This window comes from Spiroplasma endosymbiont of Sarcophaga variegata (assembly GCF_965178695.1).
In the GTDB taxonomy this organism is placed as follows: domain Bacteria; phylum Bacillota_I; class Bacilli_A; order Mycoplasmatales; family Mycoplasmataceae; genus Spiroplasma; species Spiroplasma poulsonii.
Map to the genome: position 1 here is coordinate 891,894 of NZ_CBCXVU010000002.1, position 26,151 is coordinate 918,044.

Here is a 26,151-nt window from a genome sequence, read left to right on the forward strand (position 1 = left end):
TTATTTTTTGCTATTGATTTTTGGATTAAATGCTTGTCCTTTTCCGGTTTTTCCAACTATAAAATTAAAGTTATATTTATTTTTACTTTTTCTTAATATTTCATAATATTTAATATTTCCATTTTCAAAATATGAATTAGTATTTGCATCAAAATTAAAGATGTTATCTTTATTTTTCATTTTATTATTTCCTTTCTATTTTGATAAAATAAAAAACAGCAATTAAATTAAAACTGCTGTTTATTTTTAAGATATATTTAATTTTCACTAAGATAATATTTTTTTATTATTTTTTATTTTTAATTTTTTAATAATAATATAAATAGAAAATAATGTAATTGTTAATAATATAGCAATTATAATAAAACAAATTCAATTTGTTTTTCTTTTTAAATATTTTTTTTCTTCTAATGATAAGATATCTGTTCCTCAATAACCTATTATTTGTGTTTTAGTTTTTTTAAAATGAATAAAACAAAAACAATGCAAAATAAAAAATAATAATATTAATGAACTAGTTATTATTATTTCTGTTTGTAAATTTTTTATTGTTCCTATTTTTCAAAAACCTAAATAAAAAATATTTTCATTATTAATATACTGATATTGTAATAATATCAATATAGACAATGTAATTACACCAACTATATAAGAAAAACTGCAAAATCAATTAGCAATAATTTTATATACAATACTTTTTTTATATACATTATATATAAATTCTGGAATAGTATTTTCATCATTTTTTAATCATAATTTATATTTTTTTGCTTGTTTTTTTATCATTGTTAAATTAAAACAACCATATATAAATACAAGAAAAAAGATTATTAATAAAAAAATTAATAAAAATGGATAGGGAATTAATTCTATTTCAAGGGATTTAACAATCTTATTAAAAATAAAATTAATATTTGTATTTAATTTAAAAATTTTGTTTTTATAATCAATGTTATAATATAAAAATAATATGAAAGATAAAAACAAGAATAAAAATAAAGAAAATAATATTTGAAAAAACGAAATTACTTTAATAAAAGTAATTTTATTTTTAATAAATCTAGGAATTGTTTTTTTATTTTCAAAATAATTCATTTATTAATTTAACTCCTTTACTTTTTATATTTTTTCTTATTCTCTTGTTGTTTAATTCTACCAGGACAACAAATTTCTAACATATTTTTCTCCCTTTACTTTACACTTAATTACTTTTGCTAATTTATTCGTTTTCATTTGTTTTACTAATATTTTCAATATTGTCTGTTTTATTTTGTTTTTTATTTAAACTTTTAAAAGCTGCTTTTATTTCTTGAATTTCATTATCATAAGTTTTTAATAACTCAGGGTGACACTTTTTATAACTTAATTTAAGATGTTTCCTAACTGAATCAAAATCAAGTACCTCAACTTCAATTTCATCACCAACATCAAAAAAATCTTTAATATCTCTAACAAAGTAATCTGAAATTTCACTGATATGGATTAAGCCATCAGCTTTTTCTGCCCGACAAAAAGCACCATACGGAGTAATATTTGTTATTTTAACATTAATTTTATTTCCTTTTTCATACATAAATAAAATATATCTCCTTTTCTAAATTAAATTTTGATAAGTTAATATTTGATACATTTTATCTTTCTCTATTTGTTTCTTTTAGTTTTAGTTCCATTTCTAAAATTTCTTTTTTTAAGCGTAAATTTTCATTTTCAAGGATTAACTCAGGTTTTATTTCTTGCTTCTTTTGCATTTCTTTTGCTTTCATAGATTCCAACCCTCTTTTTAATTTAGCAATTTCTGTTTTTCTTAATGGTATGTTTTCTTCATAAGATTTAATTAATCTACGAGTAACTCGTGTAGGTTTTGGGTTGGAATTGAACTTTATTAAATCTTCTTCCATTTCTTCTAATTCTTTTTCGCGGATTTGAATGCGATATTCGAGAAATGGAATTATTCCACTTTTATAGTAATCATATCATTCTCACGCTTGATCTCAATCTTTCTGATTTTCTAAACTATGTTTTTGTTTTAAAGTTTGTTGAGGATCAAGATATGATTTTGATAAAAATGGATATCTATTTAAATCAGGAACTTGATGACCAAATTTTTCTAGTACTCACATAACATTATTTTGTTTATCACTATTTAATCTATCAATGCTTAAAGGAATATTCGCCCCCCCGAGTGCATCAATAATTGCAGCGTGAATTTCAGTTGCAAGACCTCTGTCTTGCATTCTTGAAACGCGTTCTCAGTTGACTTCGCCACCTAATAATCGTCATAATCCTATGATTTATCACTCCTTTTTATTTACATTATACCACATTTCTTATTTTTGTCAGGTGTTTTTTGACTTTAATTTTGTCGAAAACTCTTGATGAAATAAAAAAAATCATCAATATGACAATTTGAAAACTAATTTTGTGTAAGATTATGATTTTGCTTTAAATTTTTTAAACGTTAAAATATAATACCGTTGATTGTTGGTTTGGTGTTAAACCTTTGTGTTGGTATTTTCATTTTCAGAGCTTTAAATAATTTTGAATATTAGTGAAACCCAAACCATGATAATGAATTAAGGCTTCTTTAAGACTGGATTGTAATTTACTAATCTTATTTAACTTTTGATAACTAGTATCAGGGTTTGTACTAGTTTTGGTGGAATATAGAGTAGAATTTGTTTGTTTTGCTACTAATAAATATAGTGGTTGCATATCAGAAATAATTATTGATTTTTCTTTAATTAGTTGCTTATTCATATTTTCAATAATCCATTGTTTTTGTAATCTTTTGGTATTGGTGGATTGAACAAAAATATTATTATTGCTATCAACTGCCATTTGAATACAGCATTTGGTATCAGTTGAAAATGGATCGAGATGAGTTTTTCGTTTATCAAATTTATCTTTAAAATTGCCTTTATGAATTTCTTTAATAAATGTTTCATCCATTTGGATTTGACCATTTAATTTTTTAAATTTTAACTGTGTATTTTCTAATTGTTTTGATTGCATTAATTTTTGTCGATTATATCAAGCGGTTTTTGGGGTTGTTTTAATAAAACGAGAAATTATTTTACTAGATTGTCCTAACAATGAAATTTGAATTAATAAATTTCACTGTTCATAATTTAAATGACTTCAATAAGTAAAATGATGACGAAATGCATCAAAACTAGCACGACATTTTTTACATAAATATTTTTGTTTTCCTTCGGAATTATGACCATTTTTAACACAATGAAAAGATTTGCAATTAGGACATATAATGCCTTTATCTCTAAATTTTTGATCAATTTCATTTAAACGTTTTTGTTTTTTAATTAAGTCTGCTTGTTGTTTTATTTTTTCATAAAATTCTAAAAATTGATCATCTGTTAAGCTATTTATTAATTCTGTAATTATTTTTTTCATCATTTATTTACCTCCATATATTAAAAATATACCTAATTTTAGGTATATTTTATAAATATCAAGAGTTTTCGACAAAATTAAAGTTTTTTGATTATTGCTTTTTCTTTTCTGCTTTTTTGGCAGCTTTTTCATCTCATTTTTTCTGTCTAGCGTCTGATTTTGTTAAATGATCTTTAAGTTTTTCATTAATCTTTGTTTGTTTCTCATTTAAATTTTGTAATGAAACTTTTTGATTATGCTTCATTTCTTTTTTGATTGTTGGTTTAAGATATGAAAAACTGTTTTTGCTAGTAAATTTGTTTTCGACTTTCCCTGGTTTTTTGTTTAAAGATTTTCTATTTCATTTATCTAAATCTATTGTTTTTGATATGTTAGTTTCCGTTCCTTTGCTAGCTAGTTGTGGATTAAATCTTTTTCCAATTGCCTTGAATGGTGTTGCAATCCCAGTTCCAATTTGGCGGAAAAATCCTTTTGTTCCACCTCCGCGAGCTGCTCCCACTAGTTTGCTTGTTGCTAGGGTTGTGACTCCAAATCCAAATCCTGCCAAACCAACAATCCCGGCTCTTGAGCTCATTCCCTCGGTAGCATGTCAGAAATGACGAAAGTCAAGGGGTTTTTCTTGGCGAGATTGACCGCTTGCTGTTTCATTATCACCTCAATCACCATCACCGCCACCAGCCATTGAACCCATTGCGTTCATGGTTTTTTCGCCCATACTAGTGCCACCCATTGCCATTGCTCGTTTGGCTCTTTTACTTTTAGCAAATCCGAATGCTTTTCCTGCTATTTTCCCAGCCCCCATTGCCATCATTCCACCAGCAACAGTTGATTTCATTGAACTCATCCCTTCACGAACACCGGCTGCTTCACCAATTAGGTTGGCAACAACATCCGAAAATGCCATTACCGCTAAACCACCACCATACATCATCAGAATTACAAACAATGATTTACCATATCCTTCGATTCCCAATCCCGCTAAATTAGTGCTTAAAATTGTTTGAATTGTTGTCATAAAAATAAAATATCCTGTTAAAGTGGCGGTTGATGCTAGAAATTTTGCAATTACCATATCTTTTCAAATAAATGCTCCTTTCCCGTTGTCAATTGTCATAATAACCATTACTTATGGCGAAATAATAAATAAGAAAAACAATTCGATTATTTTTTGTACCAAAGCAATTCCAATCATAAACATTGCAAATAGCATAAATCATACTCCAAAAACTTCGGCAATCATATTAAAATCACCAATATTGTCAGGATAGGAATAATTGCTTGGTATATTATCACCACTACCATCTCAATGTTTGTTTCCGATATTGTATAGATAATTGGCAATATTTCCGTTTTCGCCCCCAAATCCAGATGTAATCATTTTGGCAATGTTAGCAATTGCAAAATTTGCCAAAAAGAAAAAGATTGGAATTAAAAATATAAAAATAAATGCCTTACTACCATTTTGTAAGGCAACAATAAATTTTGTTTTTGTTTCGCTGGCATCTTGAAACAAAATTTTAATCATGGTAATTGTAAATATTAAAGAAAATAAACAAAGAGCCGTTATGACAAAATATCAAAATGCCATTGGGATATTTTGAAAACTAAATTCTTGTTTTGATCCAAACATTAAATCACCAACCACACCACCTGTTAAATAATTTAGAACAGTGTTAAATGATGCAATTAACTGCAATGGCCCTTGTACAAAAATCGATCATATTAGTTTATATAGTGCATTAACTATCATAATTTTTCACCTCCTTTCATTTTTTATCAACTATGTTCCAATACTAGGGTTATATGTTTTGATAACTTGTAAAACAACATTCATAATGGCAGTAAGTACCAATATAGATATAATTGCTCCAATTGGGAATTTTAAAGCACTTAAATAATTTGCTCTTTCTTCCGGACTATCTGCACTTCGCATAATTGAAACTAAAATAAAAATTAGTTTTCAAATCGCAAATATAACTACAATTACTAAAAAAACACCAAATACAACATTACTTCATAAAGTAATAACATCACAATTATTTCTCTAAAATTTGCCGTGTTGTTTGATTTCATATTTTCCTCCTCCTTTGTTATTTTAAAAATTTGTTTTTGTTAAATTTGTTTATTTGTCAATAAAAAAGATTTTTATTTTTTTGATAGTGTTGTTGATGATTATTAAAATAATTTTTAATATTGTTTTTCTTAGTCATTTTTATTTTTCCTTTCAAAAGGAAGACAAAATAAATGCAACAATAAATCACCGAGCATAAAATCACAATCAATTCCGAGGGTAATTAAAAATAAAATGGGGGAAATTACTAGCAACAAAATTCCAATAATAATTGTTAAAGGATATAAAAGTCATTTTCACCAAACTTTTCTTTTATTTTGCATCTTTTATCTTTCCTTTCTATTTGAAACATTGATATAAATATTTTTTCTAACACATTAACAACAATACTGTTGCCGGCTTGTTTATAAAGTTGGGTTTCTGAAACAACTTTGCTTGCTTTATCAAAATCTTTATTACTAAATCCCATTAATAATCAACATTCTCGTGGAGTTAATACTCGTAAAAAATATTCTTTTTCATCAATTAAAAAATATAGTATTTTACTACTATCTTGTTCTTGTAATTTATGGTTATCAACGATGATTTTATTGATATTACTTGCTGCGATTGTTCCCATATAATTATTTCCTGTTTTTCAAAACTGATTATATGAACCGTTAACTAGTAAACCATCTTTTGCTCGTGGTAAAACAATAAAATTACCATAATCCTTAATTGGCAATGCAATTTGTGGTGGTCTTCCTTGTGCTGTTGTAATGGTTGGAATAAGATTATTTTTTGTTATGTCATTAAAAATATTAACTTGATTATAATTTCTCAGATTAATAATTAATTTTCCATCATTTAATTTTTTTATATAATTGGGAATTGCAATAATTCCTGCGTTTCCTCATCGCATTTGTTTTGTTGTAATTGTATAAGCACATTTTTCAATGATTTTAAGTTTATTGTTTTCAATTGCTTTTTTCATTGATTCTTGCCGAATAAAATATTTTTCATTCACATTATTTTCTAAAATATCTTTTACTAAAAATTTCAAATTACAAGGTTGGGGATATTGAAATTTAAAATCTTGTTTTAATGTTGAAATCATAAACAATCGTTTTCTATTTTGGGGAATTCCATAATCTTTGGCACTCATTGTAAAATATTGGTTATTATATCCTAATTTATTAAGTTGATTTTGTAGATTTTGAAATCCAACAAAAAACTTTTTACTTAATAAATTTGGTACATTTTCCATTAAAAGATATTGGGGTTTTATTGTCATTGTTTTTATTAAATCAACAACTTTGTAAGCTAAACCACTTCGTTTGCCATTTAATCCTTGGCCATTATTATTGGCATTTGATATGTCTTGGCATGGAAATGATCAAGTTATTAAATCAGCATACGGTAAAGTTTCTAGTTTAGTAATATCACCTAAATTAGGGGTTTCATAATCATTAAAAATTGCTCGGTATGATTTTTCAGCGTATTTATCATTATCACAAAAAGCAACTACTTTATGGTTAATTTCAATCTTTTCTAATGCTCTTCTTTGACTTCCAATCCCAGCAAATAATTCAATTACTTTAAGCATAATAAATCATCGTTCTTCCAATTTTTCTTTTATCTAAAATGATTCATGGATTGGGATATCTATAAGAACAAAAAAATAATATATGGATATTGTTTTCATTATAAGTATTATGAATATATTTACAAAACGGACAATTAATCATTGCCGCACCTCTTTCTAAAAACAAGATATTAATTATCTTGTTTTGTGTTATTTTAATTATTTATGTTATTTTTAATTTAATCTGTTATATGTTTTCATTATTTATATTGTTTTTGTTTTGTTTTTTATTTTTAATTAATTGTAAAATTTCAAAACAAATACATAATATAACTCCGCCACCAATAACAATATTAAAAATACAAACTACAACATAAACAAAAAGACCCCCACTATCATTTATTCATTCTCTACATAAAATTAAAAATGTAGTCATTAAAACACACATTATAATTGATAAGCAACTAATAAATAATTTTAATAAATTAATTTCTTTTAAAAATTTTTTCACATTAAATCATTCCTTTCTTTTTTAATTTTTTTGTTGTTTTTTATTATCTATAAATTCCAAGACTTCATGGAAAGTTGATAGTACAAACAAACTACCAAAAGTAAAATTAATAACACAAAAATAAATATATATTGGAAAAAATAAATTTTCTTTTGATGACCACTCTCTACATAAAATTAAAAATATAGTTGTTAAAATAAAAATTATAATTGATAGGTAATTTATTTAAAAAATTTTTTCACATTAAATCTTTCCCTTCTTAATTTCTTTTAACTTCATCCAAAATAATTTTTATATTTTTAATTTTTGTTTTAATTTTTTCTAAATCTTTCTGGTCAAAATCACTATTTTTAATTTCACTTAGTAAATTTAAAGCACTATTTAAATTTTTTATTTGTTTTTCTAACAACTTAATTGCTTGTTGTTTTTGTTCGTCTGCTTTAATTTTGTCGAAAACTCTTGATATTTATAAAATATACCTAAAATTAGGTATATTTTTAATATATGGAGGTAAATAAATGATGAAAAAAATAATTACAGAATTAATAAATAGCTTAACAGATGATCAATTTTTAGAATTTTATGAAAAAATAAAACAACAAGCAGACTTAATTAAAAAACAAAAACGTTTAAATGAAATTGATCAAAAATTTAGAGATAAAGGCATTATATGTCCTAATTGCAAATCTTTTCATTGTGTTAAAAATGGTCATAATTCCGAAGGAAAACAAAAATATTTATGTAAAAAATGTCGTGCTAGTTTTGATGCATTTCGTCATCATTTTACTTATTGAAGTCATTTAAATTATGAACAGTGAAATTTATTAATTCAAATTTCATTGTTAGGACAATCTAGTAAAATAATTTCTCGTTTTATTAAAACAACCCCAAAAACCGCTTGATATAATCGACAAAAATTAATGCAATCAAAACAATTAGAAAATACACAGTTAAAATTTAAAAAATTAAATGGTCAAATCCAAATGGATGAAACATTTATTAAAGAAATTCATAAAGGCAATTTTAAAGATAAATTTGATAAACGAAAAACTCATCTCGATCCATTTTCAACTGATACCAAATGCTGTATTCAAATGGCAGTTGATAGCAATAATAATATTTTTGTTCAATCCACCAATACCAAAAGATTACAAAAACAATGGATTATTGAAAATATGAATAAGCAACTAATTAAAGAAAAATCAATAATTATTTCTGATATGCAACCACTATATTTATTAGTAGCAAAACAAACAAATTCTACTCTATATTCCACCAAAACTAGTACAAACCCTGATACTAGTTATCAAAAGTTAAATAAGATTAGTAAATTACAATCCAGTCTTAAAGAAGCCTTAATTCATTATCATGGTTTGGGTTTCACTAATATTCAAAATTATTTAAAGCTCTGAAAATGAAAATACCAACACAAAGGTTTAACACCAAACCAACAATCAACGGTATTATATTTTAACGTTTAAAAAATTTAAAGCAAAATCATAATCTTACACAAAATTAGTTTTCAAATTGTCATATTGATGATTTTTTTTATTTCATCAAGAGTTTTCGACAAAATTAAAGTTCGTCTGTAAACTCATTTTATTTTTTACATAGTAAAATTTGATATTCACAATTATTTAGTTCCGACATTTTGATAAATTTTTCTGTTTGTGTTTGTTTTAATTCTGTTTGATAATCTTCTTCACCTTCATAATCCTTTTTACTATTTTCAATTTCTTTAATTACTTCATCATATTCTTTAGTTTCTGCTGTAATCTCTTGTTTTAATTTTTCATAGTAAAAAATGTCTTTGATTATTGGTTCTTTTGGTTTTGTTGGTGGTAAATGTGGTTTGTTATTTGTAATATTACCACAGCCTATTAAACTCACTGTGTTCGTACACGATAACGAAAATATTGATAATAAACTAAACAATTTTTTCATATTTGTTGTATCCTAAATAAAAACCATTATCTCAATAATTGGGGTTATCAATATTTTCTAAATCTTCTAGTAGTTGTTTTTCTTCTTCTATGGAAAATTTTTGTTGTGTTGTTTTGTTATCATAATTATTGTTATATTTATTTAGTAAATCATTATTATTATCATTTTTGTTTTGCAAATTAAACTTCTTTTTGTTTTCTTGCTTTAATTTTTCAAAAGATAAAATTAAATTTTTTCCCACAATATTGCCACTTTTGTTATTTAAGATATTATTTACTACATAATTTTTATTTTCATCAATTTCTGTTTTTAAATTTTCTAAAATTGCTTCTTTTTTTGTTGCCACTTTAAATTCACAAAGAATTGTTTTTTTTGTTGAAAAAACAGCACATTTTGAACTATTTCCCCCTAAATCAATTGCCAAAACATTCATAGTATTTTATTTCCTTTCTATAACTCAATAATTTGTTTATCATTAGTATTATTAGTTAATTCTAGAATTTTAATAATTTCTAGTGAAATAGCTTTTGTAACAATGTTTGATTCTATTTTTTGATTTTTTCATAGTTCATAAATGTGGTCAATTTCAAAACATAATCCTTCACCAGCTGTTTTTAGTTGTTCATTAACATTTTTAAGTAAATTTCCTTGTAAATCATACACTTGATAAGTATATGCCATATGACAAGAATCTTTATGATAATCAACATGAGATTTTTGATATCAATAAGGAGGCTTAAATGAAAATAGTTTTTATTGGAGCAGGACGAATTGTAAAATGATTTTTAGATGATTTAAAAAATACTAAATATTACGATAAGATAACCTTATTTGGGATTTATAACTTAACACATGAAAAAGCGTTCCAATATCAATCTGAATATCAAATTCAAAAAGTTTATCAATCTTTAGATGATTTTCTTCAAGATGCAGCAAACTTTGATTTGGCTTATATTGGAACAAGTGATGCCACCCATTATGAAATTGCAAAGCAATTATTGATTAATAAAATTAATGTTTTTTGTGAAAAACCATTAACATTATCATATCAAACCGCAAAAGAATTATATGATTTAGCAACTACTAATAATGTTTTGCTATTTGATGGTATTAAAACTGGCTTTTCACCGGTTTATCAACTAATGCGCAAAGATATTGAAGCTGGTTTAATTGGAACAATTGAATATTTAAGTGCTAGTCATTCTAAGGTTTCAACAAGTGGCAAGAAACCACAACCAATTTGAAATGATCCAAAATTTGTTGGATTGCATCTCGCGGGAGGGATGTATGCTTTATTTATTGGCCTTGATTTACTAGGACCAGCGCAGCTAGTAACACATTTAAATAATGCTTATGCAACCCATAGGGCGATTTAAACTTCTGTTTTAAATATTCGTCATAAAAATAATGGTATTTCAACAATTTTAGCAAGTGATAATTTATCCAGTGATTTATCTGCTCAAATTTTAGGAACAGCTGGGTATATTAAATTGGGGGGTAATTTACAAAAATATCATGTTGATTATCATAAAGATTCTTGTCATATGGCATATACTTATCAAGTGTATGATTTACAAGGAAATTTACTTAAAAATGTTAATGAACAACTAAAAACAGCTGGTGAAGGATTATGTTTTGAAATTGACCACATTTATGAACTATGAAAAAATCAAAAAATAGAATCAAACATTGTTACAAAAGCTATTTCACTAGAAATTATTAAAATTCTAGAATTAACTAATAATACTAATGATAAACAAATTATTGAGTTATAGAAAGGAAATAAAATACTATGAATGTTTTGGCAATTGATTTAGGGGGAACTAGTTCAAAATGTGCTGTTTTTTCAACAAAAAAAACAATTCTTTGTGAATTTAAAGTGGCAACAAAAAAAGAAGCAATTTTAGAAAATTTAAAAACAGAAATTGATGAACAACTAATTAAATATCACATTGATTGATCGACAATAAGTCAAATTGGTTTTGCTATTTCTGGTTTTTTAGATGAAAAAGGGGGAATTGTTGTTTTAGCGGGTAATTTAAATTGACATTATTTTAATATTAAAAAAGAAGCAGAAAATCTTTTTCAAAGACCAGTGCATATTATTAATGATGCTAATGCTGCTGTATTAGCTGAATATTGAGATCGCATTTATGATAAAAAAGAATCATTATTATTATATACTCTCGGAACTGGCATTGGTGGTGGTATTGTTTTAGATGGTCGCTTATGAACTGGGGCAAATGGATATGCGGGAGAATTTGGCCATAGAGGTTATTTTCAAAACCGTTTTCCTTGTACTTGTGGTTTACAACATTGTATTGAACCAGTTTCGTCGGCAACGGGCTTAACAAGATTAATCAACCAAGTGGCTGATGAAAAACAAGAAAGTTTATTAGCTACTTTAAAAAAGAACTTGCAATGTGATTTAAAATTAGTTGACATTAAACCATTATTTGATAAGAATGATGAAATTACAATTGCAACGATTACATAAGGATTAATTCCACTGGCCGACCACATTGTTACAATGTTATATACTTTAAACCCCGAAGTAATTATTTTGGCAGGAGTAGTTACTAATTTGGGGGTAAAATTAAAACAAATTCTTGAAAATTTAGTAAAAACACGAATTGGTGATTTTATGTTAAAAACTTTTAAAATTGAAATTTCTAATTTACAAGATAAAGCAGGAATGTATGGGACGGGATATTATGCCCTTTCGAAGATAAACGAGGTAAAATAAAGAAAAGGAGAAAATTATTATGGAACAAGTAAATTTTGAAGAAGTATCATTTGGAATTATTACTTTTGCTGGAATGGCAAAGTCAAATGCTTTAATTGCAATTAAAACAGCAAAAGAGGGAAAGATTGAAAATGCGAATAATTTAATTACAGAAGCAGAACAAAATATTATTGAAGCAGAAAAACAACATATGAGTATTATTCAACAAGAAGCCCAAGGTGTTAAACACCAAGTTCCGGTGTTATTTATTCATGCTGAAGATCAAATGATGACAGCACAAATGGTTATTGAACTTGCAAAAGAATTTATTGATTTATATGATAAATTACAAGCAAAAAAGGTTTTAGATTAATTATCATGCGTCTTGGTATTAGTTTATATCCACATTTGATTAAAGCAAACTATGATTTAGAAGGATATTTGATAAAGTGTGCAAAAGGACAGATCAACGTTATTTTCACTACTTTAATTAATGCTAAAAAAGATGACAAAGAATTATTGCAACGGTTTTTAACTTTAACGAAGATAGCTAACAAGTTAGGAATGGAAGTTTATGGTGAAGTCGATGATACTGTTTATGATGAATTTAAATTAGATAAGAATAATCGTGAAGAAATTATGCATTTTTTTATCGCAGAATTAGGATTAAAAGGAGTTCGTTTTGACGCAGGAGTTAGTGCTGAAGGAATTGCAAAGTTAACGCATAATCATGAGAATATTAAAATTATTTTAAATAGTTCAAATCCAGCGCAGGAAACCCCATATTTACTTTCCTTACAAGCAAAGAAAAGTAATTTAGTAGCATGCTGAAATTTTTATCCACAACGTTATACTGCTAGTTCATTATCATATTTTGTTGAAAAAATGAATGCTTTGAAAGCAACGGGGATTTTATCACAGGCCTTTGTTGCTTTACAACGTGTCGATGCGCAAGGTCCTTGACAACACAATGATAAACTACCAAGTATTGAAATGCACCGTGATTTGGCACTAGATTTTCAAGTTCGTCATTTTGTTGCTCTAGGTGTTGATGATATTATTGTTTCAACACAATTTTTAAATGATGATGAATTGATGACGTTAAATAATATTAACTTATCTCAAATAACGTTAAATTTAAGACCATCTGTTGAAATTACCGCAGCAGAAAAAACAATTTTGAGTGATAAAAGGGTCCATTTTGTCCGTCCAGATTTGGCAGAATATATGATTCGTAGTACTTTTTCTCGCTTAAAATATCATGACGATGATATTCCACCTCGTCACTTTGAAGGAAAATATTTTGAGAAAGGTGATGTTGTTATTTTAAATAATGAAGCTCAAAACTATCGTGGCGAATTACAAATTGTTACGAAACGAATGGCCAATGATGGCATTCGTAATTGAGTTGGACAATTGGATGAAAACGAGCAAAAGATTGTTGATTGTTTAATATCAAATCGTGAGTTTAGTTTTAATTTAATTTAGCAAAAAACTTAACAGTTTGTTAAGTTTTTTTGTTTAAGCATTTTAATTTTTATGGGTAATTGTTTATTAAACCTTGGTATCTTTTCTTTATTTATGTTAAAATCTAATAAATTAAGGAGGAAAAATAATTAATGTCATTTACGGTAATAAAACACCCCCTAATTTTAGATAAATTAACAAGGATGCGTAAGAAAGAAAGTAACTCAAAGGTGTTTAAGGAAAATCTAGATGAAATTGCCCAATTAATGGCTTACGAAATATTTCGTGAGATTGAATTAAAGGAATTTAAAATTGATACACCAGTAGCAAAAACAAAAGGATATAAAATTGCGAATGATATTGTTTTGTTTCCAATTTTAAGAGCCGGTTTAGGAATGGTTGATGGAATTATTAATTTAGTTCCAAATGCTAAAATTGGTCACATTGGATTATATCGTGATGAAAAAACACTAGAACCTCATGAGTATTTTGCTAAAAAACCAGAAAATATTATCAAGGCAAATGTTTTAGTTTTAGATCCAATGTTAGCAACAGGAGGTAGTGCTAATCTTGCGATTCAAAAGGTAAAAGAATGAGGAGCAACTAATATTAAACTAGTATGTTTAGTTGCTGCACCAGAAGGTAAAGCATATATTGAAAAACATCATCCTGATATTGATATTTATGTTGCTGCTTTAGATGAACGATTAGATGGATATGGTTATATTATTCCAGGTCTAGGTGATGCAGGAGACCGTATTTTTGGAACTAAATAAAAAGAATAAATTACATTGAAAAAAACATTTTAAAGGTGTAGAATATAAAATGTCAATAATAAATTTAATTATGTTTTTAGGAATATTTGCGATATTGACGATTATATATTTGACTTTAAAACAGGACTGAACTTTATACTCGGGATTAGTCTTAGGGTATTTGTTTTCTCTTATAGGTTTCTTAATCATTTGCTTTTCGGGATGATTGTTAAGTATAAGTTTAAATAAGTACTTTTTTATCTTATTGTACCTAGTTCGCTTAGTTATTTATTCTATACCAATAGTTATTTATGCTAAGAATACTAGTTTTTTTAGTATATATACGGTAATTGTGGGTATTAGTCTTTGTCCTTTATCGTCATTATTTGTTAATATTAAATTTTCAAGTCATAAGCACAGAAAGGAAGGGATAAATGGTGATGAAAGTTAATTTTTGTCAACTTTTTGCAATGGATTTAATTCCTGATCCAAATAAAACTGGAATGGACGTATGAAGTTATACAATTTTATTACCGCAACTAGTAACGATAGTATTAACTACTTTTATTATTATGCTTTTATCAATTGGTTATTATAAAAGGTTAAAAAAAATTGGTCCAACTGATGTTCCAACAGACTTAGTACTTTTTGCTGAAATTGCAATTAAATGAGTTGAAAAGCAAGTTGTGGACTTAATGGGACCAAAATATAAATTTTTAACAGTTTATGTTATGTACTTATTATTGTATGTTGGTATTGGTAATTTAATGAGTGTTGTTGGATTTGATTCACTGGCAACAGCTTATACAGTGCCACTATCAATGGGGTTAGTTACTTTTATTGGAATATATTATTTTGGGATTAAATATCAAAAACTAATGTATTTTAAAAAATTTATTGTTAACCCATTAGAATTATTAACGCAATTTGTGCCGTTAATTTCAATTTCATTTCGTCTATTTGGAAACATTTTAGGGGGAACAGTTATTATTGCTTTATTTACCGCTTTAATGAGCTTTATTTGAGGACAAATTCCTTATATTGGGCCAGTTGATTTATTAGCGGGAGTATTTTTACCATTTTTAAGTATTTATTTTGATGTTTTTGATAGTCTAATCCAAGCGTATATTTTTTCTATCTTAACAATTGCGTATTGGGCGATGGAAATGCATACTGATGAAAAAACCGATAAAGAAAAAACAATTAAATTAAAAAAACATAAAAAAATAAAAAATGTTCAAAATGTCCACTTAAATAGGTAAAAAAGTATTAAAATAAAATTATATATTTTTAAAGAAGAGGAGAATTACAATATGTTAGATTTAATGTCAAATATGATTGGCGTATGATTAATGGCAGGAATTAATGATGGGTTTACCAAAGGAATGTCTTTATTAGGAGCAGGATTAGCTGCGATTGGATGTTGTGGTTCAGGAATTGGACAAGGATACACTGGGGGGAAAGCAGTTGAAGCGATTGCTCGTAATCCAGAAGTTGAGGGGAAAGTTCGTACCCAATATATTATTGCTGCTGCTATTACTGAATCAGGTTCAATTTATGCATTAGTTATTGCTATTATTTTAGCATTTGTTACTGGTTAATAATTAATAATATTAAAAGAATTTTAAAACAGAAAGGTTTGGATGTCTTATGTTATGATTAATGTCAAAACCAATTGAGCCAGCAGAAATTATTAATCAACTATTTCCAAATTTATGAATTTTTATTGCTCATGTTATTGCAACAATTATTTTACTAATTTTATTATCAAAATGAGTATATAATCCATTTCGTAAAGCAATGCGTGCTCGTCGTAATAAAATTCGTGAATTAATTCAAGATGCTGCTGATAAACAAGCAAAAGCAACAATTGATCAGAAAGAAGCATCAAAATTGCTGACAACAGCAAAAGTAGAAGCTAATGGGATTCTTGCTGATGCGCGGACTGAAGCAGAAACAAAACGACATCAAGTGTTAGAAACAGCAAAAGCGGAAGTAGTTCGTTTAAATGAACAAGCACATAAAGAAATACAAAAAGAAAAAGAACAATATAAAGATGATATTCGAAAATCAATTATTAATATTGCGTTTAATGCAGCTGAACAATTATTAGAAAACGAAATAACAAAAGAAAAAAATGAAAAATTAGTAGAAGATTTTATTAAGGATTTAGACTAGAACATTATGTTAGTTAGTGAAAAATTTATTGATAATTACGCTGCTGCTTTAATGGATTTAGCGCTTGAAACAAAAAAACTTGATCATTATTTAGAAGTAAGTAATATGATTGTTGAATTATTTAAACAAGATCCAGAATATGTTAAATTAATGATGAATGCTTATATTACTAAAGAAGAACGCAAAAAAATATTAGCGAAACCATTTCAGAAGGCGGTTGATCCGTTAATTCTAAATGCGCTTTTTTTATTAATTGACCGAGAAGCCTTTTGTTATGTTCGAAGAATTTTTAAGCGTTTGCGAAAAATTATTAATATTAGTTATGATGTTCAATATGGTAATATTTTTTCAATACAACCGTTAACAAAAAAACAAATTGAAATAATTGAGAATAAATTAAGTAAAAAATTTGGATATCATATTGAATTAGTTAATAAAATTGACCCATCATTACTTGGTGGTGTTCGCGTTAAAATTAAACATGAAATTATTGATGGTTCGATTGCGGGCCAATTAGAAACAATGCGCCAAAAAGCAATACATAATAAATAGAAGATGGGGTGGAAAAAGTGGCTTTAAATATAAATGAAATTTCTGAAATAATTAAAAAACAGATTAAAGAATATGGAAAGAAAATTGAAATTCATGAAGAAGGAACTGTTGTTACCGTTGGCGATGGAATTGCTTTAATTGATGGACTTGATAATGCGATGATGAGTGAGTTATTAATTTTTCCAAACGAAATTTATGGGATGGTGCTAAATTTAGAAGAAGGTGCTGTTGGTGCTGTATTAATGGGAGATGATACAACTGTCCGTGAAGGTGACCAAGTTCGTCGTTCAGGAAAAATTGTTGAAACACCTGTTGGCGATGCTCTATTGGGTCGTGTTGTTAATGCTTTAGGTCAACCAATTGATGGAAAAGGACCATTGAAAGCAACAAAAACAAGACCAGTTGAAAGAATTGCGCCAGGAGTTATGACTAGAAAATCAGTTGACCAACCGATGGAAACAGGAATTATGACAATTGACGCGATGATTCCAATTGGAAAAGGGCAACGGGAATTAATTATTGGTGATCGTCAAACCGGAAAAACAGCAATTGGAATTGATACAATCTTAAATCAAAAAGGAAAACATGTAAAATGTATTTATGTTGCAATCGGACAAAAAGCATCAACTGTTGCTCAAATTGTTGAAAAACTGCGTGCAGCAGGGGCGATGGAATATACGACTGTTGTTTCAGCAACAGCAAGTGAATTAGCACCATTGCAATATTTAGCGCCTTATACTGGTGTGACAATTGGAGAAGAATGAATGGAATCAGGCGATAATGTTATTATTATTTATGATGATCTTTCCAAACATGCTGTTGCTTATCGAACAATGGCTTTGTTATTACACCGCCCACCAGGTCGTGAAGCGTATCCGGGGGATGTTTTCTATTTGCATAGTCGTTTATTAGAACGAGCAGCGCGAGTAACAAAAGAATATGGGGGTGGAAGTATTACCGCCTTGCCAATTGTTGAAACACAAGCTGGTGATATTTCTGCTTATATTCCAACAAATGTTATTTCAATTACCGATGGTCAAATATTTTTAAATAATGATCAGTTTAATGCTGGAATTCGTCCTGCTGTTGATGCTGGGTTATCAGTGTCACGGGTAGGATCAGCGGCGCAAATTAAAGCAATGAAACAAGTAGCGGGTTCTTTAAAATTAGAATTAGCACAATATCGTGAACTGCAAGCTTTTGCTCAATTTGGTTCGGATTTAGATGATACAACGAAAGAAGTATTAGAGCACGGAAAACGGGTAATTGAAATTTTAAAACAAAAACAATATGCCCCGCTTTCACAAATTGACCAAGCAATTATTTTATTAGCAGTTAATAAAAAAAGAATTCGTTGAGTTCCAGTTGATAAAATTCAGGAGTTTAAGGAAGAAATTATTGAACATTTTGATATAAAAGCAAAAAAATATTATGATGAATTAGCGCAAGAAAAAGCTTATAGCGAAACTTTAATGACAAATATTGATCATGAAATTATTAGTGTTGTGAAAAAAGTTACTAACAAAATTGCAGATTATAATCCAGAACGATTTGGGCGAATTGAAGAATGAAATAAACTAGGACGATAAAAAAGGTTATTAAGAATGGCAGTCGGAACAGGTTTAAAAAAACAAATTACTTCAATTAATTCAACTTCAAAAATAACACAGGCAATGAAGTTAGTCGCTACCGCAAAATTAAAAAAAGTTGGAAAACGAATTTCTAATGCAAAACCATATTTTGCTGAAGTTTATACCGTTTTTAACGATATCATTAGTAAAGCTGATGATTCAATTTATCAGAAAAAAGGCCCAACTAATGCTAGTATTAAAACTTGTTGAATTATTGTTAATTCAAATCTTGGTTTATGTGGTGGTTATAATATTAATATTAATAAATTAGTTTTAAAAGAATTGCGTCCAAATGATTGTATTATTGCAATTGGGTCAAAAGCAGAATCATTTTATCTTCATAAAGGTTTTAAAATTATGCATGCGAAAAAAGACATTGATATTAATTTTTCATATGATGATGCTCGTGAATTTGCTCAAGAAATTCTATCTGGTTTTAATAGTAACACTTATGATGAAATTAAAATTGCTTATACAAAATTTATTAATAATGTTACTTTTGAACCAACCATCTTACAATTGTTGCCAATTGTTAAAGCAAGTAGTAAAGAAGAAACTAAACACCCACATGTTATTACTGAATTTGAACCAGACCCAGCAATAATTTTGGAAAATGCAGTACCAATGTATTTAAATACAATTTTATTTTCAACAATTGTTGAGTCACAAGTTTCTGAACAAGCATCACGAAGAGTAGCAATGGAAAATGCAACCGATAATGCTAACGCAATGTTAGAAAAGTTATCATTATTATATAATCGTAAGCGTCAAGCAGCAATTACTCAAGAAATTACGGAAATTGTTGCTGGAGCAGGCGCACAAGAAAATTAAGAGGTGATTAGAAAAATGGAGAAAAATGGAAAAGTAGTACAGGTATTAGGACCTGTTGTTGATGTACGGTTTGCCGAAGAATATTTACCTGAATTGTACAATGCGATTATGGTTGATAATAATGGAACTAAATTAGTTTTAGAAGTTGTTCAACACATTGGTGATGATACTGTTCGGACAATTGCGTTAGGACCAACCGAAGGAATGGTCCGGGGAATGGAAGTTATTGATACCAAAGCCCCAATTACAGTTCCTGTTGGTGAAGAAGTGCTGGGAAGAATGTTTAATGTGCTTGGGGAAGCAATTGATGAAAAACCGCAACCAAAAACAAAATTAATGCAACCAATTCACCGTGAGGCACCATCCTATGAAGAACAACAAACAACTGCTGAGATTTTAGAAACAGGAATTAAAGTTGTTGATTTATTAGTACCTTTTGCAAAGGGAGGAAAAATTGGATTGTTTGGAGGAGCCGGAGTTGGAAAAACTGTTTTAGTACAAGAATTAATTAATAACGTTGCAAAAGCACACGGAGGAATCTCTGTCTTTGCTGGTGTTGGTGAACGAACTCGTGAAGGTAATGATTTGTATTATGAAATGATTGAGGCTGGTGTTATTGACAAAACAGCATTAGTGTTTGGACAAATGAATGAAACACCAGGTGCTCGTATGCGGGTTGCTTTAACGGGATTAACAATTGCCGAATATTTCCGTGATGATAAAAACCAAGATGTTTTATTATTTATTGATAATATTTTCCGTTTTACGCAAGCTGGTTCTGAAGTTTCAGCCTTATTAGGTCGTATGCCTTCAGCAGTTGGTTATCAACCAACATTAGCAACAGAAATGGGAGCATTGCAAGAACGAATTACTTCCACTAAAAAAGGAAGTATTACTTCCGTTCAAGCCGTTTATGTTCCAGCGGATGATTTAACTGATCCCGCACCAGCAACAACGTTTGCTCACTTAGATGCTAAAGTTGTTTTAGATCGTGAAATTGCGGCATTAGGAATTTATCCGGCGGTTGATCCACTAGGAAGTTCATCACGATTGTTAGATCCATTAATAGTTGGTGAAGAACATTACGAAGTTGCACAGGGTGTCCAAGAGATTCTACAAAAATTTAAAGAGTTACAATCAATTATTGCCATTTTAGGAATGGATGAGTTATCAGATGAAGATAAGTTAGCTGTTGCCCGTGCAAGAAAAATTCGAAACTTTTTATCACAACCGTTCTTTGTTGCTGAGAAATTTTCAGGAAAACAAGGAAAGTATGTTCCTGTTGTTGAAACAATTCGTGCTTTTAAAGAAATTTTAGCGGGAAAATATGATGATTTACCAGAGCAACCGTTTTTATATGTTGGAACAATTGATGAGGTTATTAAAGCAGCAACTGCTTTAAAACATAATTAAAATGGCTAATCAAATTGCTTTAAAAATTATTACTCCACAAGGGGTAATTGTTGATAATCCAGTTGATATTGTGACAGTAAGAACAATTACTGGTTATATGGGAATTTTGTATGGTCATATTCCGCTTGTTTCAACGCTTACTCCATCAGAAATGTCATATAAAATTAATAATCAAGAGCACAAGTTAAACATTGGGGGAGGAATTTTACAAGTTGAACAAGAATTTGTTAAAATTCTAACTGATGAAGTTGAAGTTATTAATTAAATAAGAAAAAATAAAATCTCTTTTTGAGATTTTTTATGTTAATTATAGTAAAAACACGATAAGATAATAAGTAATAGGTAGTAGAAAGTGGGAATTCCTATGGCAGTAAAAATGATTGTTTGTGATATTGATGGGACATTAGTGACAGATAAAGAAAAAGTGATTCCATTAGCTAATATTGAAGCATTAAAAAAGGCCCAAGCCGCCGGGATTTTAGTAACAATTGCATCAGGACGAGTACCAAGTAGTCTCTATGATTATGCTATGACGTTGGGGATTATTGATAATTGTCAGTATGTTGTTGGTAGTAATGGTGGTGCTGTTTTAAATTTAAAAACTAATGAGTATGTTTATGATGAAATAATTTCATATGAAGATACGTTATGAGCAATGGCAATTGTCAAAAAATTTGGTTATGATTTTTATTTAGCTCCTCTTGATGAACAAAAGGCTTTTGTTTCACGGAAAAATGTTATCACAGAAGATACTTTTTTATTTCGTAACAGTGATATAAAACCAGAACTATTTGATTGAAATAACATTCCGCAAATGCGCAAAGTTGTTATTTCTTGTCATGATGAAGAAAAACAAAATTGATTACGTCAACAAGTTGCTGTTAGTGCCACGTTACGTACGGAGGTTACTGGCTATCGTTTTATTGAAATTATTCCAAAGAATGTTAATAAATGGCAAGGAATCTTGCGATTAACGGCGGCGTTGAAAGATAATGCAAATATTCACATTGACTGAGATGAAATTATGTGTTTTGGTGACCAAATGAATGATTATGAAATGATTAAAAATGCAAAATATGGCATCGCGTTAGCTAATGCGACACAACAATTAAAAGAAGTTGCAACAGCTGTTACGAGTAAAGATAATAATGCGGCAGGAATTGCAGATTACCTTTATCAAACTATTTTAAAATAGAAAATGAGGTCCAAATGTTAAAAATTAATGATCACGAAATTAAGTTAATTGTAACTGATGTTGATGGAACATTAATTACCGATCACCAAGAGTTACCCGTTATTGTTCAAAATAAATTAATTGTTTTGCAAGAACAAGGGGTTTATGTTTCAATTGCTTCAGGACGAATGCCGTTGGGATTTGATAATTATACAACAGCATTAAAAATTAAGGATTATTCACAATATGTCATTGGAGCAAATGGGTCATTAGTTTACAATGCGAAAAATAACAAAATTGCTTATAGTAATTTATTGACTGTTGATGATGTTCGTGCTGTTGTTACAATTTTATTAGAATACCAGTGTGAGTTTACTATTTCATATGAAAATGATAATACTTTTTATTGTGCTGGTGAAGTCCTTTTAAAAGCGAAGTCCGAGCCAGGCGCTTTTTTAGATGGAATGAAAATAGCAAAACCATTTCAGTTTGATGAAATTAAACGCGCAAATAAAATTGTTGCAAAACATCTGTCGCGAACAGTTTTTCACGAAATGTTTCAGGTGTTGAAGCAAATGCAAAATATTAATGTTGAGCAATTATCAGATTATGGTTGTGATATTGTTCATGTTCAATCAAACAAAGGTGAAGCAATTTTGCATTTAGTTGATATTTTAAACCAGACCCAAAAGACAAATATTAAAATTGAAAATGTTTTATACTTTGGTGATAATTATAATGACCGTTCTGCTTTTGAAGTTTTGCCATACGCTATTGCAATGGAACATGCCCCAACGGAAGTATTAAAACTAGCTTTTGATGTTGCGGGCAGTAATAATGCCGGTGGAATTTATCATTATTTAAATAAACTTGAACAAAATAATTAAAAATTACCGTTAAAATGCTATAATTTTCTTGATATTATAGTATGATTAATAAGGACATAAATTAAGTTAGAGAGGACGGTTTTAATGAGCCTATCAAGTATGATGCTTTTAGCAATTGATTCACAAACAGCTAATACGGTTATCTATGTTTTTGAAATTGTGGCATTAATTGTTTCAATTATTATGATTATCATTGGGTTGCTGCAAAACAAAAAAGCCCAAACTGGTTTAAGCGCTTTGAACGGTGGTAATGATGAATTATTTGCTAATAGTAAAGAAAGAGGATTAGACTGTACATTATCAATTTTTATGTTAAGCTTTGGATCAACATTATTAATTGTTACATTGTTGATAAGTTTATTGACCAAAGTGTTACTTTAAAAAAGTAGATTACTAATAATGGCATTAATTTTAAAGAGATTTAAAAATGTCTCTTTTTTCATTTAGGGGGAAGTTGTATGCATGATCAAATCATTGCGATTTTAAAAAAACAAGCAAAGCCGATTGATACAATTGAATTAGCACAACTATTGGCAATTAATAATATTGATGATAATAAGATGATGTTAAAAACTTTAGTTGAACTAGAAAATGATAATATTATTGCGGTTGCAAACCACAATCGTTTTTACTATTTAGATCCAAAAGTTTATTTACAAGGAGTTGTAAGTGTTAATAAAAAAGGATTTGGTTTTGTTAAAATTGGCGAAGGCCAAGAAGAGTATTTTATTAAGCAAGATGATTTAAATAATGCATTAGATCAAGATTCTGTTTTATTTGTTTTAAAAAAACATAAACCTAATAATAATGCCAGAAAAATTGAAGCACAAGTTATTAAAGTTGTTAAACGAAATAATGAATATGTTGTTGGAGTTGTTAAAAAAAATCGTAATAATCAAAAGTATCTAGAAATTTTAAATAATAAATTAACACAGTATCGTGCTGAAATTATTAATTTTAAAGAAGCAATTGAAAATACAATTATTAAAGGGAGCATTGTCAATATTAATAGTAAGACCAATTTAATGCAAGTTAAGATTGCTGAAATTATTGGCAATGCTAATCAAGTTGGTGTTGATGTTTTAGCAGTCTTACATGAATTCAATATTCCCACTAAATTTAATGAGCAAGTCTTACGTGAGGCCAACCAAATTAAACAAGAGCTTGATGTAACAGAAGCATTAAAAAATAAATTACGTCGTGATTTACAAAATGAAATGTTTGTAACAATTGACGGTAATGATTCAAAAGACTTCGATGATGCAATTTTAGTTAAGAAAAATGCGAACGGGAATTACTTACTATCAGTTGCAATTGCTGATGTTGCACACTATGTTCCCTCGAATAGTGCCCTTGATAAAGAAGCCTTTGACCGGGGGTGTTCAATTTATCTAATTGATCGGGTTGTGCCAATGTTACCAGAAAAATTAAGTAACGGTATTTGTTCGTTAAATCCGTTTGAATCACGTTTAACATTAACTTGTGAAATGGAAATTGATGGACAAGGGCATGTTGTTACTTCAAGTATTTATGAATCTGTTATCATTTCAAAAGCACGGTTAACTTATGATGAGGTTAATAAATTTTTTCAAAATGAAAAAAACCAAATTCCTCTTGCGTTAACAGAGATGCTTTCTTTGGCCCATCAGTTGTACCAAATTTTAGCAAGAAAAAAACAACAAGATGGTGTTGTTGATTTTGATTTAGATGAACCGAAATTTATTGTTGATAAAAATGGTAAAATTAAAGATATCATTACTATTGAACGTGCGGATGCTGAAAAGTTAATTGAAAGTTTTATGATTCGTGCAAACAAAACTGTTGCTGAAACAATTTACTGAATGGATTTACCATTTGTTTATCGTATCCATAATAAACCAAAACCAAAAAAATTATTTGATTTGTATACCCAGTTGTCTTATTTGGGATTAAATATTAAAGGTAAAATGGAAAATATTCATTCTAAAGATTTACAACAAATTTTAAATAAATTAAAAGACAAAGAAAACTTTAAAGTTATTTCAGCATTAGTTTTACGCAGTATGGAAAAAGCTAAGTATATTCCAATTAATGATGGCCACTTTGGATTAGCGTCGTGGTGTTACACGCATTTTACTTCTCCAATTCGGCGTTATCCCGATTTAATTGTCCATCGATTATTAAAAGAATATTTGTTTCAGGCAAAAGTTAAAGTTACTGATTTGGAACAAACACGCGCTTTGGTTGGCCATGCCAGTCAGCAATCATCATTAGCAGAGTTACGAGCAATGGAATGTGAACGAGAAGTTGATAAGATGAAAGAAGCAGAGTATATGGAAAGCAAAATTGGTTATCAATATGATGGAATTGTGGCTGGTGTAACGGCATTTGGAATTTTTGTTGAGTTACCAAATACGATTGAAGGATTGGTTCACATTACTGATTTAAATGATGACTATTATCCTTTTGATGAAAAAAGTTTAAAATTAGTTGGAGAACGAAAACGAAAAGAATATTTTTTAGGAAAAAAAGTTCGGATAAGAGTTAAAAAAGCAAGCAAGAAATTACGACAAATTGATTTTGAATTAGTTAATTAAGCAAGGAGTTGATCATAATGTTAATAATTACAATTAATAAGCGTGCACGGTATAATTATGAAATTATTGAAACTTATGAAGCGGGCCTTGCTTTAACAGGAAGTGAAATTAAATCAATTCGAAATAATGATGTTTTAATTAATGAAGCATTTGTTATTATTCGTAAAAAGGAAGCATTTGTTATTAATATGGTGATTGCACAATATAAATTTTCAACAGCTTATGTTCCTGATGCTGATCGTACCAGAAAACTACTTTTACATAAATCTGAAATTAAAAAGATTTTGCAACGAATTAAATTAGAACGACTAACAATGGTTCCATTAAAGTTGTATTTAAAAAATAATTATGCTAAATTGGAAATTGCTCTAGTTCGTGGGAAGAAGAATTATGATAAACGAGAACTAATTAAGCAACGTGATAATGAACGTTTACGTCAAAAGCGTTAATAAATAAAATAA

General features: G+C 28.3%; 32 protein-coding genes and 1 pseudogene. 21 read left to right on the top strand and 12 right to left on the bottom strand.

What is annotated here, in order from left to right; all coding sequences use genetic code 4:
* From ACOBME_RS06390 to ACOBME_RS06430, 9 genes are all read right to left on the bottom strand, one after another.
* The gene (locus ACOBME_RS06390) at positions 1-180 is read right to left on the bottom strand and encodes a hypothetical protein (RefSeq protein ID WP_338964970.1); all 180 of its coding nucleotides are present in this window, start codon (positions 178-180) and stop codon (positions 1-3) included.
* A gap of 1,039 nt (positions 181-1,219) precedes the next feature.
* A complete protein-coding gene (locus ACOBME_RS06395) occupies positions 1,220-1,573 on the bottom strand; it encodes a S1 RNA-binding domain-containing protein (RefSeq protein ID WP_419334712.1) in 354 nt (117 codons plus the stop codon).
* Positions 1,574-1,631: 58 nt separating this feature from the next.
* Positions 1,632-2,234, bottom strand: coding sequence for a hypothetical protein (locus ACOBME_RS06400; RefSeq protein WP_338964976.1), 603 nt, complete (start codon positions 2,232-2,234; stop codon positions 1,632-1,634).
* 217 nt (positions 2,235-2,451) lie between these two features.
* On the bottom strand, positions 2,452-3,414 hold the full coding sequence (locus ACOBME_RS06405) for an IS1/IS1595 family N-terminal zinc-binding domain-containing protein (RefSeq protein WP_338963247.1): 963 nt from the start codon (positions 3,412-3,414) through the stop codon (positions 2,452-2,454).
* A gap of 88 nt (positions 3,415-3,502) precedes the next feature.
* Complete coding sequence (locus ACOBME_RS06410) at positions 3,503-4,525, bottom strand: hypothetical protein (RefSeq protein WP_338964979.1); 1,023 nt, start codon at positions 4,523-4,525, stop codon at positions 3,503-3,505.
* A gap of 12 nt (positions 4,526-4,537) precedes the next feature.
* Positions 4,538-5,161 (bottom strand): Mbov_0396 family ICE element transmembrane protein, encoded by a 624-nt coding sequence (locus ACOBME_RS06415; RefSeq protein ID WP_419334715.1) that lies wholly within the window; start codon positions 5,159-5,161, stop codon positions 4,538-4,540.
* 30 nt (positions 5,162-5,191) lie between these two features.
* Positions 5,192-5,344: a hypothetical protein gene (locus ACOBME_RS06420; protein WP_338964984.1), complete on the bottom strand. Its 153-nt coding sequence runs from the start codon at positions 5,342-5,344 to the stop codon at positions 5,192-5,194.
* A gap of 412 nt (positions 5,345-5,756) precedes the next feature.
* Positions 5,757-7,067, bottom strand: coding sequence for a DNA cytosine methyltransferase (locus ACOBME_RS06425; protein WP_338964986.1), 1,311 nt, complete (start codon positions 7,065-7,067; stop codon positions 5,757-5,759).
* 749 nt (positions 7,068-7,816) lie between these two features.
* Positions 7,817-7,966 (bottom strand): hypothetical protein, encoded by a 150-nt coding sequence (locus ACOBME_RS06430; RefSeq protein WP_338964988.1) that lies wholly within the window; start codon positions 7,964-7,966, stop codon positions 7,817-7,819.
* Positions 7,967-8,075: 109 nt separating this feature from the next.
* On the opposite strand from ACOBME_RS06430, the gene ACOBME_RS06435 reads away from it, so the two are divergent.
* Positions 8,076-9,038 (top strand): IS1/IS1595 family N-terminal zinc-binding domain-containing protein, encoded by a 963-nt coding sequence (locus tag ACOBME_RS06435; protein WP_338963247.1) that lies wholly within the window; start codon positions 8,076-8,078, stop codon positions 9,036-9,038.
* Between the two features lie 118 nt (positions 9,039-9,156).
* On the opposite strand, the gene ACOBME_RS06440 is transcribed toward ACOBME_RS06435, so the two are convergent.
* The 3 genes from ACOBME_RS06440 to ACOBME_RS06450 are packed head-to-tail and all read right to left on the bottom strand — an operon-like array spanning position 9,157 to position 10,182.
* On the bottom strand, positions 9,157-9,501 hold the full coding sequence (locus ACOBME_RS06440; protein WP_338964990.1) for a hypothetical protein: 345 nt from the start codon (positions 9,499-9,501) through the stop codon (positions 9,157-9,159).
* Entirely contained in the window at positions 9,485-9,934 is a 450-nt protein-coding gene (locus ACOBME_RS06445) for a hypothetical protein (RefSeq protein WP_419334718.1), read from the bottom strand. The genes ACOBME_RS06440 and ACOBME_RS06445 overlap by 17 nt, the downstream gene beginning before the upstream one ends.
* Positions 9,935-9,951: 17 nt before the next feature.
* Positions 9,952-10,182, bottom strand: a complete 231-nt coding sequence (locus tag ACOBME_RS06450) for a hypothetical protein (protein ID WP_338964994.1) — start codon at positions 10,180-10,182, stop codon at positions 9,952-9,954.
* A 59-nt stretch (positions 10,183-10,241) separates the two neighbouring features.
* On the opposite strand from ACOBME_RS06450, the gene ACOBME_RS06455 reads away from it, so the two are divergent.
* From ACOBME_RS06455 to smpB, 20 genes and pseudogenes are all read left to right on the top strand, one after another.
* Positions 10,242-10,877, top strand: coding sequence for a Gfo/Idh/MocA family protein (locus tag ACOBME_RS06455; protein ID WP_338964995.1), 636 nt, complete (start codon positions 10,242-10,244; stop codon positions 10,875-10,877).
* A gap of 114 nt (positions 10,878-10,991) precedes the next feature.
* Complete coding sequence (locus ACOBME_RS06460; RefSeq protein ID WP_338964998.1) at positions 10,992-11,276, top strand: hypothetical protein; 285 nt, start codon at positions 10,992-10,994, stop codon at positions 11,274-11,276.
* Between the two features lie 17 nt (positions 11,277-11,293).
* Positions 11,294-12,247, top strand: a pseudogene (locus ACOBME_RS06465) (ROK family protein).
* Positions 12,248-12,266: 19 nt separating this feature from the next.
* A complete protein-coding gene (locus ACOBME_RS06470) occupies positions 12,267-12,599 on the top strand; it encodes a PTS sugar transporter subunit IIA (RefSeq protein ID WP_338965001.1) in 333 nt (110 codons plus the stop codon).
* Positions 12,600-12,604: 5 nt separating this feature from the next.
* On the top strand, positions 12,605-13,714 hold the full coding sequence (locus ACOBME_RS06475; protein ID WP_419334721.1) for a MupG family TIM beta-alpha barrel fold protein: 1,110 nt from the start codon (positions 12,605-12,607) through the stop codon (positions 13,712-13,714).
* Positions 13,715-13,845: 131 nt separating this feature from the next.
* On the top strand, positions 13,846-14,469 hold the full coding sequence (upp, locus tag ACOBME_RS06480) for a uracil phosphoribosyltransferase (protein WP_338965006.1): 624 nt from the start codon (positions 13,846-13,848) through the stop codon (positions 14,467-14,469).
* A gap of 49 nt (positions 14,470-14,518) precedes the next feature.
* Entirely contained in the window at positions 14,519-14,899 is a 381-nt protein-coding gene (locus tag ACOBME_RS06485) for an MG406 family protein (RefSeq protein WP_419335376.1), read from the top strand.
* A complete protein-coding gene (locus ACOBME_RS06490; RefSeq protein WP_338966580.1) occupies positions 14,889-15,710 on the top strand; it encodes a F0F1 ATP synthase subunit A in 822 nt (273 codons plus the stop codon). Before ACOBME_RS06485 ends, ACOBME_RS06490 begins: the two co-directional genes overlap by 11 nt.
* 51 nt (positions 15,711-15,761) lie before the next feature.
* A complete protein-coding gene (gene atpE / locus ACOBME_RS06495) occupies positions 15,762-16,049 on the top strand; it encodes an ATP synthase F0 subunit C (protein ID WP_040094327.1) in 288 nt (95 codons plus the stop codon).
* 61 nt (positions 16,050-16,110) lie between these two features.
* Positions 16,111-16,626, top strand: coding sequence for a F0F1 ATP synthase subunit B (gene atpF / locus ACOBME_RS06500; RefSeq protein WP_419334723.1), 516 nt, complete (start codon positions 16,111-16,113; stop codon positions 16,624-16,626).
* A 6-nt stretch (positions 16,627-16,632) separates the two neighbouring features.
* Positions 16,633-17,178, top strand: a complete 546-nt coding sequence (locus ACOBME_RS06505; RefSeq protein ID WP_338965013.1) for a F0F1 ATP synthase subunit delta — start codon at positions 16,633-16,635, stop codon at positions 17,176-17,178.
* A gap of 17 nt (positions 17,179-17,195) precedes the next feature.
* Entirely contained in the window at positions 17,196-18,767 is a 1,572-nt protein-coding gene (gene atpA, locus ACOBME_RS06510; protein WP_338965015.1) for a F0F1 ATP synthase subunit alpha, read from the top strand.
* 15 nt (positions 18,768-18,782) lie between these two features.
* Entirely contained in the window at positions 18,783-19,640 is an 858-nt protein-coding gene (atpG, locus tag ACOBME_RS06515) for an ATP synthase F1 subunit gamma (RefSeq protein WP_338965017.1), read from the top strand.
* A gap of 15 nt (positions 19,641-19,655) precedes the next feature.
* Positions 19,656-21,053, top strand: coding sequence for a F0F1 ATP synthase subunit beta (gene atpD, locus ACOBME_RS06520; RefSeq protein ID WP_338965018.1), 1,398 nt, complete (start codon positions 19,656-19,658; stop codon positions 21,051-21,053).
* A gap of 1 nt (position 21,054) precedes the next feature.
* A complete protein-coding gene (locus ACOBME_RS06525; protein ID WP_127092524.1) occupies positions 21,055-21,318 on the top strand; it encodes a FoF1 ATP synthase subunit delta/epsilon in 264 nt (87 codons plus the stop codon).
* A 99-nt stretch (positions 21,319-21,417) separates the two neighbouring features.
* Positions 21,418-22,248: a Cof-type HAD-IIB family hydrolase gene (locus ACOBME_RS06530; protein WP_338965021.1), complete on the top strand. Its 831-nt coding sequence runs from the start codon at positions 21,418-21,420 to the stop codon at positions 22,246-22,248.
* Between the two features lie 14 nt (positions 22,249-22,262).
* Complete coding sequence (locus ACOBME_RS06535; RefSeq protein WP_338965023.1) at positions 22,263-23,114, top strand: HAD family hydrolase; 852 nt, start codon at positions 22,263-22,265, stop codon at positions 23,112-23,114.
* Positions 23,115-23,198: 84 nt separating this feature from the next.
* On the top strand, positions 23,199-23,495 hold the full coding sequence (gene secG, locus ACOBME_RS06540; protein ID WP_338965025.1) for a preprotein translocase subunit SecG: 297 nt from the start codon (positions 23,199-23,201) through the stop codon (positions 23,493-23,495).
* A gap of 77 nt (positions 23,496-23,572) precedes the next feature.
* A complete protein-coding gene (gene rnr, locus ACOBME_RS06545; protein ID WP_338965028.1) occupies positions 23,573-25,690 on the top strand; it encodes a ribonuclease R in 2,118 nt (705 codons plus the stop codon).
* A complete protein-coding gene (gene smpB / locus ACOBME_RS06550; RefSeq protein ID WP_419335379.1) occupies positions 25,687-26,139 on the top strand; it encodes an SsrA-binding protein SmpB in 453 nt (150 codons plus the stop codon). Before rnr ends, smpB begins: the two co-directional genes overlap by 4 nt.
* Positions 26,140-26,151: the final 12 nt, after the last annotated feature.